Raw genomic sequence first — 16398 nt, forward strand, 5'->3', positions numbered from 1 at the left:
CGACGGCCGCGCCGTCGGCGACGAGCGCGTGCGCGCAGGCCGCACCGATACCGCCGGCGCCGCCCGTCACGAGCGCGGTGCGGCCGTCGAGGGGAGCGGAGGTGCGCATCGTTCAACCCTCCAGCGGCAGGTCTTGCGCCCAGTCGACGTGCAGCGTGCGCGCGGCGAAGCGCCACGTGGTGCCGTCGAACACGCAGCGGTCGCGATAGCGCAGCCCCCAGTCGAGCTTGCGCTTCGCGCCGTCGCGCACATAGACGTGACAGGCGACGCCATAGGTCTCGACGTCGGCCTCGCCGCCGTCGAGCGTGACGAGCTGGTTGTGCACGTGATGCTGGGTCGCTTCGTAGCGCTCGATCACGCGCATGCCCGCGACGATCGCGTCGCGGTCGTCGAAGCGGAAGCCGGGGCCGGCCAGGGTGGCATCGGGGGTGAAGAGGGCGGTGAGTCGTGGCCAGTCGCGCCGGTCGACGGCTTGCGCGTATCGGCACGCAAGGTCGTACAGCGCGTGGCGGGGATTGGAATCGGTCATGCGTTGGCTCCCGTGGAAAAACGGAACGCATCGGCCGTGCGAAGCGGGCCGACGCGGCGGCATTGCGACGTCGACGGGCAGGTTCGCACCGGGCAGGCCGGGATTCATCATCCATACGGAGCAGGGCGAGGGTCGGGGAAAACACCGGGGCAGGCCGCCTTATATCGCACGAGGCTGCGTGGATGGTGCGACGCAGCGACCGGAGCGCGGCATGCGTCTGACGATTGGCGCGGCCTGCTACGACAGGCGCGCGACGTGTCGCGTTTCCTTCACGTATGCGAAGCCGTGGCGTTCGATGTTGCGATGCCGCAGGCCGTACCCCGTCCGCTCAGCGTTTGCCCCTAGTCGAAACGGACGATGGCCGACGGCCGGGCGCTGGCTACCGTGCAGTCATCCGGTGCCGCATGCGATGCCCGCCGGATACGAGCCGCACCAGCGGACAACCGGAGGGGACACGATCATGAGACTGACGACTCGCAAGCTGTGCGTACTGGCAATGGGCACGTTCGCTGCCATGGCACTGGCGCGATACGGCGCCGATCAGGTGCCGTCGCCGCCGTATGCGGCCGGCATCCTGCAATGCCGCTCGGTCGACGTGAACGGCCTGCCGACCGGTTGCGTGCCGATCGATCCGTCGCACTTCGGTTTCGCCGCGATGCGCGGCATGTGACGCCGGCGCGGCCGCGCGCCGCGCCAACCGGCCGGACGTCGTCGCGCGGCGGCGCGTTGTCCGCATTCGCCGAAATCGCCGTGCAGTCGTCGTGCGTCGGCCAGGCTGGCGCGGCGGGTCCGGCTTCGCGCGATTCGATTGCCGTCGCGCATGGCAGCGCACGCGGCCTGCATTGGCGCCGCCGCGTGCCAGTACCGGCAACGCGGTATCACTGCAACGCGCCATCGTGACGTGACGGCGCAGCGACGCCCGCATCAGGGCCGCGAGCCCTCGCCACACCCACCGCTTCCCGCAGATCTCCTAAACGCTGACCATTCCTCATGTCATCCGACTATTCCCTGACTCACCCCCTGAACATCCGCGACGTACATCGTTGGGATGCCGAACATGATGTCGTGATCGTCGGCTTCGGCGCGGCCGGCGCCTGCGCGGCGATCGAAGCCGCGAGCGCCGGCGCCGACACGCTGATCGTCGAGCGCGCGTCGAGCTACGGCGGCACGAGCGCGCTGTCGGGCGGCGAGATCTACCTCGGCGGCAGCGGCGGCACGCCCGCGCAGCGGCAGGCCGGCTTTACCGACGCTACCGAGGATCTGTACCGCTACCTGATGCTGGCCGGCGGCCGCGACGCCGACGACGCGAAGGTGCGGCTCTACGCGAACGAAAGCCTCGCGCACCACGACTGGCTCGTCGCGCAGGGCCTCAAGTACAAGAACACGTTCATTGCCGAGCGGATCGTCGAACCCGAAACCGACGACTGCCTGATCTGGTCGGGCAGCGAGGAAGCCTGGCCGTTCAGCGAGGCGGCGAAGCCGTGCCCGCGCGGGCACACGCCGCAATGGCCGGGCTGGGGTGGCGGCCAGATGCTGATGCGCGTGCTGGCGGAACGCGTGGCGGCGCTCGGTGTCGCGACGCGCTACGACACGCGCGCGCAGGCATTGATCGTCGACGACGGCGGCGCCGTGCGTGGCGCCGTGCGTGGCGTCGTGCTGCGCGCGTATGGCGAGACGGCATTCGTGCGGGCACGTCGCGCGGTGATCCTGTGCGCGGGCGGCTTCGCGATGAATCGCGAGATGGTGCGCCGGCATGCACCGCAGTTCCTGCGCTCGGACGAGCCGATCGGCAGCCCCGGCGACGATGGCTCGGGCATTTTGCTCGGTCAGAGCGCGGGCGGCGCGGCGATCCACATGGATCAGGGCTTCGTCAGCCTGCCGTTCTACGCGCCCGAATCGCTGATCCGGGGGATCTTCGTGAACGCGCGCGGGCAACGCTTCATCAACGAGGACGGCTATCACGGCCGCACGGGCCATCACGCGTTCCACCAGGCCGACGACCGCATCTACCTGCTCGTCGACCAGGCGACGTACCAGGAGCCGCCCGCGATCGCGCGGATCGGCATCGCGGCGGCCGGCGAAACATGGGAGGAAGTCGAACGCGATCTGCAGATGCCGGCCGGCACGCTGACGGCCACCGTCGACGTCTACAACCGCCATGCGGCCGAAGGCGCCGATCCGCTGTTCCACAAGGCGAAGAAATGGCTGCAGCCGCTGATCGAGCCGCCGTTCGTCGCGCTCGATTGCCGGATCGACTATGCGTTCTATCCGCACTTCACGCTGGGCGGGCTCGACACGCTGCCGACCGGGCAGGTGGTCGATGCGGCGCGTGCGCCGGTGCCGGGGCTCTATGCGGCGGGCCGCACGACCTGCGGGCTGCCGCGCTGGGGCGCCGGGTACAGCTCGGGGCTGTCGCTGGCCGATGCGACGTTCTTCGGCCGGCAGGCGGGGCGCCACGCTGCGCAGGTGGAGTGTGACGCACTGCGAAGCGCCGCGTAGCGTTTTCAGGCCGGAAATGAACGACGCCCCGGGCCATCGCATTGCCCGGGGCGTCGTCGTTTCAAGCCGCCAAGCGGCCAACCAATCAGGCCAGCCGGTTCTTAGCCGAGATCGAGCGCGTTCGTCAGATCACCCGGCGGCGTCGCGCCGCGCGCGGCGAACGCCTTGTTGCGCGCGACCACGCCGTCGAGCGGCGCGAGCCCGTGCACGCGGCTGATGAAGCGCAGGATCGAGTTCGTGTCGTACAGCGTGTGATCGACGAAACCCTTCTTCGCGAACGGCGAGATCACGAGCGCCGGAATCCGCGAGCCCGGCCCCCAGCGATCGCCTTCCGGCGGCGCGACGTGATCCCACCAGCCGCCGTTCTCGTCGTGCGTCATCACGATCACGGTGTTGTCCCATTGCGGCCCGCGCCGGATATGGTCGATCACGGTCGCGATGTGACGGTCGCCCGATTCGATGTCCGCATAACCCGCGTGCATGTTCAGGTTGCCCTGCGGCTTGTAGAACGTGACGGCCGGCAGGCGGCCCGCGTCGATGTCGGCGATGAAGCGGTTGGTCGACGGCTCGTCGCCGAGCCCTGCGTCGCGCAGGTGCTTGCTGCGCGCGTCGGTGCCGGGCGCGTAGTTCGCGAAATAGTTGAACGGCTGATGGTGGTACTGGAAATCCGGCACGGTACCCGTGTCGCGATGCTCGAGCGCGTACTGCCACGCGCCGCTGTACCACGCCCAGTCGACGTTCTTTTCCGACAGGCGATCGCCGATCGTTGCATAGCCCTGCGGTGGCATCACGCGATGATCGGCCGGATCCGCATACGCGGCGTTGCCCGGATCGGGCGGCGGTACGTAGCTCGGCTGGTACGGCGGCGCCATCGTGTTCACGCCGTAGCCATCCGGCGTCAGCGCGCCATCGGCCGCGAACTTCGGCGGGCCGTCGAGCGCGGACGCGGGCGAATCGTGGGCGAGTTTCAGGCGCGTACCGGCGGGATCGTCGCCTTCGACCTTCGACAGCAGTTTCGCCGCATGCGGATGCTTGTGCGCGTCCGGATACAGCGGCGGCTGCGCCGAGATCAGGAACATGTGGTTCATCCACGAACCGCCGAAGGCCGCCATGAAGAAGTTGTCGCACAGCGTGTATTGCCGCGCGAGATTCCACAGTCGCAGCGTATCGGCCGAATTGCGGTAGTGACCCATCACGAGGCCGCCCGAATCGGCCCACGCGGCGAACTGGTTGTTGCGGCCGGCCGCGATCTGCATCTGGTTCTGGTAGAAGCGGTGCCACAGATCGCGCGTGATCACGCCGTTCGGCAGCGCCTTGCCCTGTGCGTCCGTAATCAGGAACGGCGCGTTCGGCAGTTTGTCGATGTCGCGTTCGGCGATCGCGTAGCGCTTGCCGTCCACTTCCTGCGCCTGCGGCACGAGCCCGCCCCAGATCTTCGGCAGCACGGGCAGCGGCGTCTTGCCGTCACGATCGAGCTGCTGCGCGTGCTCGGGCCGCACCTCGCTCAACGGATGCTGCACGCCCGGGAAATCGCCGTACAGGTTCGCGAAGCTGCGGTTTTCCGCATAGATCACGACGATGTGGCGCACGCGCTGGCGCAACGCTTCGTCGATGCGCTGGTCGGCGGCGGAACGCGGCGCGCTGCCTGCCGTGGTTTCACAGCCGCTGAGCGCGACGCCCGCACCGAGCGCGGCGAGGCCGCCGAGCACACGGCGGCGGTCGGGATCGGCGGGAAGGTCGTCGGGGCGATCGGGCGTGTCGTTCACGTCGTGGGTTCCTCGAATGGGCGGGTGGACGGGGGCGTCATGCGCTGCGGCGTCGCACAGGCTGCCGCGCCGCAGGATGGAAAGCAATGGCCGGCGTTGCGTGCCGGCCGCTTCGGCATGAATGTCACAAAAATGTCATGAATGCGACTATAACGCGGCAACGGGGGCAGATGAAAGGTGTTTGTCGGACGATTCGAGGCACGCCTCGGGCCATGCGCGACGCCCGCGCGCGAACTAGACTGGATTCAGGGGCGGCGCGTCGCGGCGTGCCGCCCGGGCGAGGATTGCCCGGCGGCGCCGGCCGACGGCGTCGTCGCGGCGCCATTGATGCGACGAACGAGGCGTTGAAGCGAGACGACGATGGCGTGGATGAAGGCCGCTTCCACATGGCCGCCGATGCCGCGCGCCGGCTGCGCGCGTGTCCGCGCACGTTCGCCGTGCCGCGCAGCGTAGCGCGCACGTCCGGCCCGATGCCATGGACAGGAAATTCGACTACCCGGGATTGCTGATCGCGGCGGGCTTCTTCGTGCTGTTCGCCGCGCAGTTGCTGATGCTGCATCCGTCGTCGGCGTCGATCGCGTACAGCGATTTTCACCGCCTGGTCGCCGCACGGCTCGTCGACGATCTCGAGGTCGGCCCCGCGTCGATCTCGGGCACGCTGAAGATGCCGCAGGCCGGCGCGATGCTGCCGGCCTCCGAAACCGCGGCCGTACAGCAGGCCGGCGCGCCGTGGCGCTTCACGACCAACCGCGTGACCGACGAACACCTGACCGACACGCTGACCGCGGCCGGCATCCGATATCACGGCGCGCCCGACACGAGCTGGATCGCATCGCTTGCGTCGTGGCTGCTGCCGCTCGTGCTGTTCGTGTTCATCTGGAACATGATGCTGCGCAGGCGCGGCGGGCTGCAGGACTTCACCGGGATGGGCAAGAGCCGCGCGCGCGTGTACGTGCAGCAGGAAACCGGCATCACGTTCGACGATATCGCGGGCATCGACGAAGCAAAGGCCGAGCTGCAGCAGCTCGTCGCGTTCCTGCGCAACCCCGACCGCTACCAGCGGCTCGGCGGCAAGATCCCGAAGGGCGTGCTCGTGGTCGGCGCGCCGGGCACCGGCAAGACGCTGCTCGCGCGCGCGGTGGCCGGCGAGGCGGCGGTGCCGTTCTTCTCGATCAGCGGCTCGGCATTCGTCGAGATGTTCGTCGGCGTGGGCGCGGCACGCGTGCGCGACCTGTTCGAGCAGGCGCAGCAGAAGGCGCCGTGCATCGTGTTCGTCGACGAGCTCGATGCACTCGGCAAGGTGCGCGGCGTCGGCCCGATGTCGGGCAACGACGAACGCGAGCAGACGCTCAACCAGTTGCTCGTCGAGATGGACGGCTTCCAGGCCGGCTCCGGCGTGATCATCATGGCCGCGACGAACCGGCCCGAGATCCTCGATCCCGCGCTGCTGCGGCCGGGCCGCTTCGATCGCCACATCGCGATCGACCGGCCCGACGTGAACGGCCGCCGGCAGATCCTCGGCGTGCACGTGAAGCACGTGAAGCTCGCGACCGACGTCGATCTCGGCGAACTCGCGTCGCGCACGCCGGGCTTCGTCGGCGCCGATCTCGCGAACGTCGTCAACGAGGCCGCGCTGCATGCGGCCGAACTCGGCAAGCCGGCGATCGGCATGACCGACTTCGACGAGGCGATCGACCGCGCGTTGACGGGCCTCGAGCGCAAGAGCCGCGTGATGAACGCACAGGAGAAGCTGACCATCGCGTATCACGAGGCCGGCCACGCGCTCGTCGCGGAAAGCCGCGCGCATTGCGATCCGGTGAAAAAGGTGTCGATCATTCCGCGCGGCGTCGCGGCGCTCGGCTATACGCAGCAGGTGCCGACCGAGGATCGCTACGTGTTGCGCCGGAGCGAACTGCTCGACCGGATCGATGCGCTGCTCGGCGGGCGGGTGGCCGAGGAGCTCGTGTTCGGCGACGTGTCGACGGGCGCGCAGAACGATCTCGAACGCGCGACCGCGATGGCGCGCCACATGGTCATGCAGTACGGGATGAGCGAGAAGATCGGGCTGGCGACGTTCGACGACGGCGATGCGCGCACGGGCATACCCGGTGCATGGCATGCGGGCGACGGGCGCTGCAGCGAGCACACCGCTCGGATGATCGACGACGAGGTGCGCACGTTGCTGACCGACGCGCATGCACGAGTCGCGACGACGCTCGGCGAACGCCGCGATGCGCTCGAACGCATCGCGCGCCGGCTGCTGCAATGCGAGGTGCTCGAGCGCGACGCGTTGCAGGCGTTGATCGACGGGCGCGCCGAACCGTCGTCCGCCACGGCGCCGGTGTCCGCGCCGGACGACGGGGCCGGCGCACGCGGCGGCGCGATCGAAACGGAGCAGGCATCCGCGGTCGAGCGCGATTTCGTCGCGTACGGGCCGCCACGCGAACCCGAGCGCTGAAGATGCCGCGAACCTGCGAGCCGCGCGCGTCGATGCGACTGCGTGCCGGCCTTCCATTCCCTGTTGATCTCCACGGAGTCGCCATGAGCGAGGCGCACGTATCGGTCGATGTCGCGCAGCAGGCGCGTTTCTGTTTCGAAGTGGTATTTGCCGGCACGACGCTGGCGCCGGTGCTCACCGACGAACCGCCGCCGCTCGGCGACGGACGCGGGCCGAATCCGATCCGGCTGCTGGCCGCGGCCGTCGCGACCTGTCTCGCGGCGAGCCTGCAGTTCGCGCTGGAAAAACAGCATGTCGATCCGCAGCCGATTGCCGCGCACATCGACGTCGACATGGTGCAGAACGAAGCGGGCAGGGTACGGGTGGGCGCGATGGCCGTCCGGCTGTCGATCGGCAAGACGTGGGCCGATCTCGCGGCGGCGACGCGCGTGCTCGATCAGTTCGATGCGTATTGCGTACTGACGGAGAGCCTGCGCGAAGGCATTCCGGTTTCGGTCGACCTGTGCGATGTGAACGGCGCGGCGCTCGAATATGCGGCGACCGACGCGTGAGCGCGCGTCAGGATTCGGTCGCGGCCGCGACTTCGGCGGCTTCGGCGAGCGCGTCGAGAAAGCGCGTGCGCCACCAGTGCACGTCGCTCTTGCGCACGATCGCCATCAGCGCCGCGTGCCGCTGGCGACGTTCTTCGAGCGGCATCGTGAGCGCGCGCTGGATCGCCTGCGCGGTGCCTTGCGTGTCGTACGGATTGACGAGCAGCGCCGACTTCAACTGCTCGGCCGCGCCGGCGAAACGCGACAGCACGAGCACGCCCGGGTCGGCGGCGTCCTGCGCGGCGAGAAATTCTTTCGCGACGAGATTCATCCCGTCGCGCAAAGGCGTGACGAGCGCGACGCGGCTTGCGCGATAGAGGCCGGGCAAGCGCTTGCGCGCGACGGTGCGGTGAATGTAGCGCATCGGCATCCATTCGAGTTCGCCGTAGTCGCCATTGATCGCGCCGCACAGGCTGTCCATCTCGCGCCGCAGGTCGTCGTACGCGCCGAGATCCTCGCGGCTCGGCGCGGCGATCTGGATCAGCGTCGCGCGGTCGCGGTTCTCCGGATATTGTTCGAGCAACTGACGGAACGCATGCACGCGCTGCGGCAGCCCCTTCGTGTAGTCGAGCCGGTCGACGCCGACCAGCAACTGGCGGCGGGAATATTCGTCGCGCATCCGCTCGAACATGTCGATCCCGTCGCGATCGCGCGCGAGCGATTCGAACTCGTCGACGTTGATGCCGATCGGGAAGGCGCCGGCCGACAGCGTGCGGCCGAACGCTTGCAGGCGGCCGTCGGGCAGCCGCGCGGCGCCGGCTTCCGCTTCGACGTAATGCTCGAAGTGGAGCAGATCCGACTCGGTCTGGAACCCGACGAGATCGTACGCGAACAGCGAGCGCATCAGCCATTCGTGTTCCGGGATCGCGGCCATGATCGGCGGCGGCGGCATCGGGATGTGCAGGAAGAAGCCGATCGGATTCGTGCAGCCCATCGCGCGCAGCTCGGCGGCGAGCGGAATCAGCTGGTAGTCGTGGACCCAGATGGTGTCGTCGGGCCGCAGCAGCGTGCGCAGCTTGCGCGCGAACAGCTGGTTGACGCGCCGGTAGCCGTCGGCGAAGCGGCGGTCGAACTGCGCGAGATCGAGCCGGTAGTGAAACACCGGCCACAGCACGTTGTTCGAATAGCCGAGGTAGTACGCGTCGTAATCCTGCGGGTCGAGATCGATCGTCGCGAGCTGGATGCCGCCGACGTTCTGAATCTGCACCTCGTCGCCATGCGTGGGCTGATCGTCGCCGCCGCGCAGCCTGCCGCTCCAGCCGAACCAGACACCGCCGGTTTCCTGCAGGCTGTCTTTCACGGCGACGGCGAGCCCGCCGGCCGCAGCTTTACGGGGATCTGCAATGCGATTGGATACGACGACGAGTCGGCTCACCAGCTCTCCTGACGATTGTTGGGGGAAAGGTTCGTGCGGCCGTGGCGCGAGAAGCAGACGCCGCCATCGACGCGCGGGGCGCGAAGCGATGGGGCCGCAATGCGATCGGAAGGGAGTCAGGGCACGCGATTCGCCGTCCGAACGGGGAGTGCTTTTTTAAGCATACTCGCCATTCGTTGGTTTTTAAAGTCTGCGGCGGCGAGCAATGCGCGTGCGAATGCAGCGCGATCTCCATGTCTCGGGTAGGGCAACGCACGCAACACGGGGCGGGATCGAAACTTGCGCAACGCTGCACATGCGGCGCGCGCGACGCGAGGCGGAGGCGTGCGTAGGACGTGCGATCGTTCGTGACGATGCGCATTTCAGGGCACGCGCACGAGGTCGCACCGGTCGACAGCGACGACCACTGATGACGCGGTTACGTCGACGTGCGAGCTACCCGCACGCGTGCCGCGAACGCGCGACACGAATCGGCGAAGCGCGATGTCGTGCGTGTGCACAGGCCGCGCCGGACGGCGACGATGCACAGCCGCACCGCGTGCTGCGCGCGGCCGCGCATCGCGCGGTGCGCGCAAGCGTGACGCAGGCGAACCGCTGGAACGGCGTGCGCATCGTCGTCTCCGTGCGGTATCCGCTACGCGGTGGCCGGTTGCCAGTGTTGCGTGGCCGGCACGTGCGCGTGCCCGCCCGGCGACGTCGCATGCGTGCCGGCCGGCATCCGGAACGCGGAGACCGTTTCGGACAGCTCGTGGCCTTGCGCCTCGAGCGACTTCGAGGCGGCCGCGGCCTGCTCGACGAGCGCGGCGTTCTGCTGCGTCGTCTCGTCCATCTGCGTGATCGTCAGGTTCACCTGGTCGATGCCGCGGCTCTGCTCGGCCGATGCGGCCGCGATCTCGCCCATGATGTCCGTCACGCGCGCGACGGCCTGCGTGACGTCCGACATCGTCTTGCCGGCTTCGCCGGCGAGCGCCGAGCCGTCGCGGATCGTCTGCACCGACGCGGAGATCAGTTCCTTGATCTCCTTCGCCGCCGTCGACGAGCGCTGCGCGAGACTGCGCACCTCGCTCGCGACGACCGCGAAGCCGCGGCCCTGTTCGCCCGCCCGTGCCGCTTCGACGGCCGCGTTCAGCGCGAGGATGTTGGTCTGGAAGGCGATGCCTTCGATGATGCCGGTGATGTCGGCGATCTTCGACGAGCGGTGGCCGATTTCCGTCATCGTGTCGACCACGCGGCCGACCACCGAGCTGCCGCGATGCGCGACATCCGACGCATTCGCGGCGAGCGCGCTCGCCTGTTGCGCGTTCTCCGCGTTCAGCCGTACCGTCGACGTGAATTCCTCCATCGTCGCGGCGGTTTCCTGCAGCGACGCGGCCTGTTCCTCGGTGCGCTGGCTCAGGTCGAGGTTGCCCGACGCGATCTCGCTCACCGCATGCGCGATGCTGTTCGACGAATCGCGCACGCGGCCCACGATGCCGATCAGCCGCTCGTTCATCGTTCGCAGCGCTTCGAGCAGATCGCGCGTCTCGTCGTTGCCGCTCACGTCGATGCGGCTGCCGAGATCGCCGTTCGCGACCGTGCGTGCGACGTCCACGGCCGAGCCGATCGGCACCGTGATCTTGCGCGTCAGCCACAGGCCGCCGCAGACCGCGATCGCGACGGCGCCCAGGCAGATGCCGGCCAGCAGGTTGCGCTCCATCGCATAGCGGTCCGCGAATTGCTGGGCGATCGCGAGTTCGCGTTCATGCGTATAGGTCGCGTACGCGTCGGTCGCGCGCACCAGCTGCGCGAGCAGCGGCCGGCAGTTGTCGTCGATGTCGGCGGTCGCCTCGTCTTTCTTGCCGGCCTGGGCGAGCCCGACGATGCGCAGCGCGACGGGTCCGTAGCTGGTTTCGATGCGCACGATGTCGGCCACCAGTTCGCGTGCGCGGTCGGACGTGTCGGTCGCGTCCGCCATCATTGCCTTGAGCTTCGCGAGATGCTCCTGCACGTCCTTGTGCGCCTGGTTCACCTCGGCCAGTTCGAGTTCGAGGTCGGACGGTTTGGTCACGAGCACGAGGTTGCGCGCGGCGATCGCGCGCCGGTCGACGGCCGTGCGGATCTGTGCGGACAGGTTCGCCCGCGCGCTGATGCCGTTCATGTAGCGGGAAAACTCGGCGTTGGTATCGGATAGCGCCTTGAGTGCCATGCCCGACACGATCACGACGACCGCGGCGAGCAGGCCGAAGCCGCCAAGGAGTTTTATTTTGATACTCATTCTGGCGATTTTCACGTAGTGCCCCTGCGCGAGTGGTTGGCAAATTGAAATTATTGTTCGACCAGATACGGGCTCGTGCCGGCATTAACGGGTGTGGCAGATGATTCTTTACCCGTAGAAAACCCTGATATTAGTTTTTTTAGCGCTGAAAGCCTTGTCGGCTGGGGGTTCTTGATTTCGATCAAAAACCGCCGGAGCGCCCGTGATTCAAAGGTTTATACGTGGAATTTGAAACCGGTTTTATTGGGTGAAACGGAACCGGTGTCTATGCGAATAATTGTCTGATGAATTTGTTTGATTTTATGGATGAATAAATAAATTTCGCGCGGCTTAGAGTCGCTAACACAAGTCATCAACGAAGCGAGAGCAGATGACGGCAGCGGCAAGGGAAAGCAACGCGACACGAATGTCGAGACGACGCTCGAATCGAATGCGCAGCTTGCTGAAACCGGCAAACCAGGCATGCGTGCGCTCGACTACCCAGCGATGCCGTCGGCGCTTTTCCTTGTTTTCCACACCGCAACGAGCGATACGAGCCGTGATGGCACGTTGCTTCAGGTGACGCCGACCGCGAGCAAAGTCGTAGCCCTGGTCGGCATACAGTTTGCTAGGGCGTTGCGGGCCTGGCCTTTCAGACCCGACACTGCGGGAATGGCATCGCGCGTGGATTCGAATGCCATCGAATCATGCAGGTGGGCGCCCGTGACCGTGGCGGCCAGCGGAATGCCTCGCGCATCTACGACGATGTGTCGTTTCGCCCCGAGCTTGCCCCGGTCCGTCGGGTTCGGGCTGGTTTGCGCCCCCCGGGGGCCGGGAACGCTGGCGCCATCGATGCTCGCCCGCTCCCGATCAATTTGGTCATGCTCCCGCAGCCGGCGCAACAGAGCCAGATCATGGTGGTAGACGGGGTCGATCCATGGTTCAGCATGACGCCGTGCCGCATCGCTCGAGGCGCTGGCGGGCGCGGGTAGCATGCTCGCGGCCATCGCTTCCGACGTTCTGCGCGACATCCGTCAGGCAAAGTCGGAGGCGAAGGCGTCGATGAAAGCAGCGGTCGCGGTCGTTCGCGTCGGCGATACGGTGAAACGTCTCGCTGCATTGCAGCAAGCGCGGGACGATCTGTGCGACGCGAGGCACGTCGGCGAACTCGTCAAGGCAGTGTCGGAGCCACCATGCGTTGACGTGACGCTTGGCTGAACCCGCTCGGGCAACCACGCATCGCAGCGTGGACCGATAGGTCCGCGCCTGCCGGAAACCGTACGGTTGCGCGAATTCTGCAGATAAGTATGTGAGGGAATTTTCTTGGACATGCCGATATCCCCTCAATAACATGTCGATTGTATTGTTTTGCTGCGGCACTGCAGCAAGGCTCCAGCGAGCAATATTAACGAGCAGCAGTCCGATCGCACATGGTGCGAGTTGGACGCGCCATACATCATGACGAACCTGACCACTGATACCGGGAAGCAGCCACGGCGCTCACAGCACGCGCGCAGCTCCGCCGCCCGTCACGCACTGATCAACGCGACGCTTGCGTGCCTCCGGGACGTGGGCTACGCGAAGGCTTCCATCAGCGAAATCTGCCGGCGTTCGGGACTGTCGCGCGGCGCGCTGCTTCATCATTTTCCTCACAAGAACGAGTTGCTCGTGGCGTCCTACGTCACGTGGATCGGCACGAAAATCGGCATGCTCGAACGGCGCATCGCGGCCGGCGCGAGTGTACGCGACGAGGTGACCACATGGCGCGCGCAGATGCGTGAAACCTTCCCGACGTCGCTGGAGTTCTATTGGGCGTTGCAAAGCGATACGGATCTGCGGGAACGATTCAACGAGGCGCTGCTGTCGCACCCGATCGGCGACGACGAGAGCGGTCACCCGATTGATACGTGCGTCGACAAATCACCCAAGCCGTCTCTCACGCGCTATGTGATCGTGTGCTTCATTCGCGGCTTGTGTCTGCAGGAGTTTTTCGTTCGGGATCCGTCGATTCCCGACCAGGCTTTCGAGCATTTCGTCGAGATTCTGAACGCGTACATCGAGCGGCCGATTCCGGCTCGGACCTGACACGGGGAAGTTTCGGCTCGGCTTCGGTGCTCTTCGGACTCTCCATATTATATCGGATTACTAATTATGAAGGCGGGACTTCTCCATTTGCGTGTGCTTCCAGCCATGCTGGTCGGTGCGGGGTTGTTGACGGCAGGCCACGTGTACGCCGCCGACGAAAACAGCGCGAACGATGACGCGTCGTCGGCTACGTCGACGAAAAATTCAGCGGGCAAGCAGACTGCAACGCCAACCGCAAAGTCGATCGACACGGTACGCAGCCTTTCCACCGTGACGGTGCAGGGTTCGCGCAGACAGGCGCCTAAGGTGTCGAGCGGCGCGCTCGGCGCGCGTTCGGATCTGGAAACGCCATTTTCCACACGCGTGGTCACGCAACAGGATCTCGAAGACCGTCAGGTGAAGTCGCTCGGCAAGGTGTTCGCCGAGGACGCGGCGGTGCTGTCGCTAGGCGATACGTATTCATTCAACGCGTATTCGATCAATGTTCGCGGCATGGCGCTCGACGATTTCAACGGCTACAAGATCAACGGCCTGCCGTTCTATATGACGACCGTCGAACTGCCCGTCGAGTCGTTCGAATCGATTCAGTTGCTCAAAGGCGCATCCGGTTTCATGTACGGCTTCGGTGCGCCGGGCGGCATCATCAACTTCGTGACGAAGAAGCCGACCGATACGTTCACATTCAGTGCAGATGTCGGTTATAGCTCCGACGGCGTAGCGAGCGAACACATCGACACGGGTGGCCGCTTTGGCCCGCAGAGCATGTTCGGCTATCGCTTCAACATCACGCACGAGCAGGGCGATACGTACAACGGCGCGCATGTGCTGCGCAATTCGGAGTCGCTGTCGCTCGATGCGCGCCTGACGCAGTCGCTCACGTGGACGTTCGACGGTCTTTATCAGTCTCGCAAGGTGGACGGCGGCATTCAGGACATCACGCTCAGCAATTTCACGGGTACGAGCGTGCCGCGCGCGCCGAGCGGACGCACGAATCTATCCGCTTATGGCGATACGTTCTTCAATTCGAACGTCTATTTCCTGAGCAGCGGCTTGCATTGGCAGATCGATCCGGTGTGGAAAGCGAGCATCGACTACAGCCACAGCAAGGACGAACGGAGCTACTCGGGGCAATGGCTCAATCTGCTCAATCCGCAGGGCGATTTCGATACGATCCTGAACCGTGCTCGCGGCTCGTCGATCTACGATATCGTGCAGGCGACGCTCGAAGGCAAATTCTCGACGGGGCCGATCGATCACCAGGTCGTGCTCGGCGCGTCGGAACAGTGGCTCTCGAAGAAGACGGTGCCGAAGGCGCTGTACACGGATATCGGCTCGAACAACCTTTACAACCCGATCACGCCGCTAACCTGGAACGGCACGTTCGACTACGGCCAGCAGTACAACAATTTCAATTCGCAGCAGAAGTCGCTGTTTGCAAGCGACACGCTGAGCTTCCTGAAATACTGGTCGATTCTCGCAGGCGTTCGCTACACGAGCTATCGCCAGACGTCGTATACCGCGCCCGGCACGGCCGGCAGCACCTATACGAAGACGCCGATCACACCCACACTCGCGCTGATGTATCGTCCGCGCAGCGACCTGATGTTTTACGCGAGCTACGTCGAGGCGCTCGAGGACGGCGGCACGGCGGGGTCAAGCTACGCGAACGCCGACCAGGTGCTCGACCCGATCAAGAGCAAGCAATACGAAGTGGGCGTGAAGTATGACGCCCAGCACTATGGCGCGTCCGCCGCGCTGTTCCGCATCGAGCGCGGCGCGCAATACGGCAATGCGCAGAACGTGTACGTATCGAACGGCAAGGTGCGCATCACTGGCCTCGAACTGAACGGTCGCGTCGATCTGCCTGCAGGTTTCCGTGTCGCGGCGAGCACCGCGTGGGAAGCGGGCACGTATAACGAGACCGAAGCGGATCTCGTCGGCAATCGCGTCGAGGGCATTCCGCGCTGGCAGGCCACGTTGCAGGTGAGCGACCGCATTCCGGGCCTGCAAGGCCTGACCGCGAACGTCGAGGCTCATTACTACGGCAGCATGAAGGCCGATGCGAACAACCAGTTTGTGCTGCCGAGCTACACGCTGTTCAATGCAGGCCTCAGCTATCGCACGACGATCGGCGGCCATGGTGTGACGCTGCGCGCCGAAGTCGACAACATCTTCAATCGCCATTACTGGGGCTTCCTGCAGTCCGATTACCTCTTTGTCGGCGCGCCGCGCACGCTCGCGCTCAACGCGAGGTTCGACCTGTGAGCGCCGCATCGCTGACTGTCGAAGATCCCGCGCTGTCGCAGCGGCGGCGCGCGGCGTGGCGGGCGGTCGTCGCCGGGGCCAGGCATGGTGTGTCCGCTGAGTCGCGGCAGGAGCGTGCCCGCGCCGATGCATCGTTCGACGCGCGCGACGGCGGTCCTGTCACCGCTCGTCAGGCCGTGGGCGGCGCGCTCGTCGTCGGCGTGTTGCATGCGGCGCTGATCGCGGCGTGGCTGCATGCGCAGCCCGCGTCGCACGAACCGGTCGTCACGCCGCCCATCGCATTGCAGATGACGGCCGCACCGCAACCGCTGCCGCAAGCGCCTGCGCCCAAGCCGGGATCGGAAGAGCCGCGTGGAGGGGAAGAGTGTAGTGCGCTGTTTATATCGCGGTGGTCGCCGTACCATTAAAAAAAAAAACTGCCGTTCTCATTGCTGCGTACCGCAGTCCACCTATCTGAGCTGCCATAAGTGCCCCACTCACGCCTCGCGCCCGCGCTCTGTCCTCCCTCCTGATCAGTCTCACACTCGAGCCGTTGAGCTTCGTGTTTGCGCGGTCTCATCTCTATCCACTCCCTTCAAAATACTACCTTACTGTAGGA

Annotated in this window: 12 protein-coding genes and 1 pseudogene; 8 read left to right on the forward strand and 5 right to left on the reverse strand. The window is 66.1% G+C overall.

What is annotated here, in order from left to right:
* Positions 1-112: 112 nt before the first annotated feature.
* Positions 113-529, reverse strand: coding sequence for a nuclear transport factor 2 family protein (locus G3N61_RS33445; RefSeq protein ID WP_089452953.1), 417 nt, complete (start codon positions 527-529; stop codon positions 113-115).
* 460 nt (positions 530-989) lie between these two features.
* On the opposite strand from G3N61_RS33445, the gene G3N61_RS33450 reads away from it, so the two are divergent.
* Together G3N61_RS33450 and G3N61_RS33455 are read left to right on the forward strand one after the other, a co-directional pair.
* On the forward strand, positions 990-1199 hold the full coding sequence (locus tag G3N61_RS33450) for a hypothetical protein (RefSeq protein ID WP_043186702.1): 210 nt from the start codon (positions 990-992) through the stop codon (positions 1197-1199).
* A gap of 320 nt (positions 1200-1519) precedes the next feature.
* Complete coding sequence (locus G3N61_RS33455) at positions 1520-3028, forward strand: FAD-dependent oxidoreductase (protein ID WP_205824514.1); 1509 nt, start codon at positions 1520-1522, stop codon at positions 3026-3028.
* A 101-nt stretch (positions 3029-3129) separates the two neighbouring features.
* On the opposite strand, the gene G3N61_RS33460 is transcribed toward G3N61_RS33455, so the two are convergent.
* Positions 3130-4794: an acid phosphatase gene (locus G3N61_RS33460; RefSeq protein WP_205824515.1), complete on the reverse strand. Its 1665-nt coding sequence runs from the start codon at positions 4792-4794 to the stop codon at positions 3130-3132.
* 475 nt (positions 4795-5269) lie between these two features.
* Between G3N61_RS33460 and ftsH the strand changes: the two genes are divergently transcribed.
* Positions 5270-7252 carry an ATP-dependent zinc metalloprotease FtsH gene (ftsH, locus tag G3N61_RS33465; RefSeq protein ID WP_205824516.1) on the forward strand — a complete coding sequence of 661 codons (1983 nt, stop codon included), beginning with the start codon at positions 5270-5272 and terminating at the stop codon, positions 7250-7252.
* An 83-nt stretch (positions 7253-7335) separates the two neighbouring features.
* On the forward strand, positions 7336-7803 hold the full coding sequence (locus tag G3N61_RS33470) for an OsmC family protein (protein ID WP_043186713.1): 468 nt from the start codon (positions 7336-7338) through the stop codon (positions 7801-7803).
* A gap of 7 nt (positions 7804-7810) precedes the next feature.
* On the opposite strand, the gene otsA is transcribed toward G3N61_RS33470, so the two are convergent.
* The 3 genes and pseudogenes from otsA to G3N61_RS33485 all read right to left on the reverse strand — a co-directional run.
* Complete coding sequence (otsA, locus tag G3N61_RS33475) at positions 7811-9217, reverse strand: alpha,alpha-trehalose-phosphate synthase (UDP-forming) (RefSeq protein ID WP_043186714.1); 1407 nt, start codon at positions 9215-9217, stop codon at positions 7811-7813.
* Positions 9218-9851: 634 nt separating this feature from the next.
* Positions 9852-11471 (reverse strand): methyl-accepting chemotaxis protein, encoded by a 1620-nt coding sequence (locus G3N61_RS33480; protein WP_080741726.1) that lies wholly within the window; start codon positions 11469-11471, stop codon positions 9852-9854.
* A 339-nt stretch (positions 11472-11810) separates the two neighbouring features.
* Positions 11811-12361, reverse strand: a pseudogene (locus G3N61_RS33485) (IS5 family transposase); the annotation flags it as partial.
* 82 nt (positions 12362-12443) lie between these two features.
* Here G3N61_RS33485 and G3N61_RS33490 point away from each other — a divergent pair.
* From G3N61_RS33490 to G3N61_RS33505, 4 genes are all read left to right on the forward strand, one after another.
* A complete protein-coding gene (locus G3N61_RS33490; RefSeq protein WP_089452907.1) occupies positions 12444-12668 on the forward strand; it encodes a valine--tRNA ligase in 225 nt (74 codons plus the stop codon).
* Between the two features lie 240 nt (positions 12669-12908).
* Positions 12909-13535, forward strand: coding sequence for a TetR/AcrR family transcriptional regulator (locus tag G3N61_RS33495; RefSeq protein WP_089452954.1), 627 nt, complete (start codon positions 12909-12911; stop codon positions 13533-13535).
* Positions 13536-13601: 66 nt separating this feature from the next.
* A complete protein-coding gene (locus tag G3N61_RS33500; RefSeq protein ID WP_241018020.1) occupies positions 13602-15800 on the forward strand; it encodes a TonB-dependent siderophore receptor in 2199 nt (732 codons plus the stop codon).
* The gene (locus G3N61_RS33505) at positions 15797-16207 is read left to right on the forward strand and encodes a hypothetical protein (protein ID WP_205824517.1); all 411 of its coding nucleotides are present in this window, start codon (positions 15797-15799) and stop codon (positions 16205-16207) included. Before G3N61_RS33500 ends, G3N61_RS33505 begins: the two co-directional genes overlap by 4 nt.
* Positions 16208-16398 lie beyond the last annotated feature (191 nt).

Origin of the sequence: Burkholderia sp. Ac-20349, from assembly GCF_017104865.1 — a bacterium.
Lineage (GTDB): Bacteria > Pseudomonadota > Gammaproteobacteria > Burkholderiales > Burkholderiaceae > Burkholderia > Burkholderia aenigmatica.

Coding starts and splice junctions, on each gene's coding strand:
- G3N61_RS33445 (WP_089452953.1), bottom strand. CDS start 529: ATGACCGATTCCAATCCCCGCCACGCGCTGTACGACCTTGCGTGCCGA.
- G3N61_RS33450 (WP_043186702.1), top strand. CDS start 990: ATGAGACTGACGACTCGCAAGCTGTGCGTACTGGCAATGGGCACGTTC.
- G3N61_RS33455 (WP_205824514.1), top strand. CDS start 1,520: ATGTCATCCGACTATTCCCTGACTCACCCCCTGAACATCCGCGACGTA.
- ftsH (WP_205824516.1), top strand. CDS start 5,270: ATGGACAGGAAATTCGACTACCCGGGATTGCTGATCGCGGCGGGCTTC.
- G3N61_RS33470 (WP_043186713.1), top strand. CDS start 7,336: ATGAGCGAGGCGCACGTATCGGTCGATGTCGCGCAGCAGGCGCGTTTC.
- G3N61_RS33480 (WP_080741726.1), bottom strand. CDS start 11,471: ATGAGTATCAAAATAAAACTCCTTGGCGGCTTCGGCCTGCTCGCCGCG.
- G3N61_RS33490 (WP_089452907.1), top strand. CDS start 12,444: ATGCTCGCGGCCATCGCTTCCGACGTTCTGCGCGACATCCGTCAGGCA.
- G3N61_RS33495 (WP_089452954.1), top strand. CDS start 12,909: ATGACGAACCTGACCACTGATACCGGGAAGCAGCCACGGCGCTCACAG.
- G3N61_RS33500 (WP_241018020.1), top strand. CDS start 13,602: ATGAAGGCGGGACTTCTCCATTTGCGTGTGCTTCCAGCCATGCTGGTC.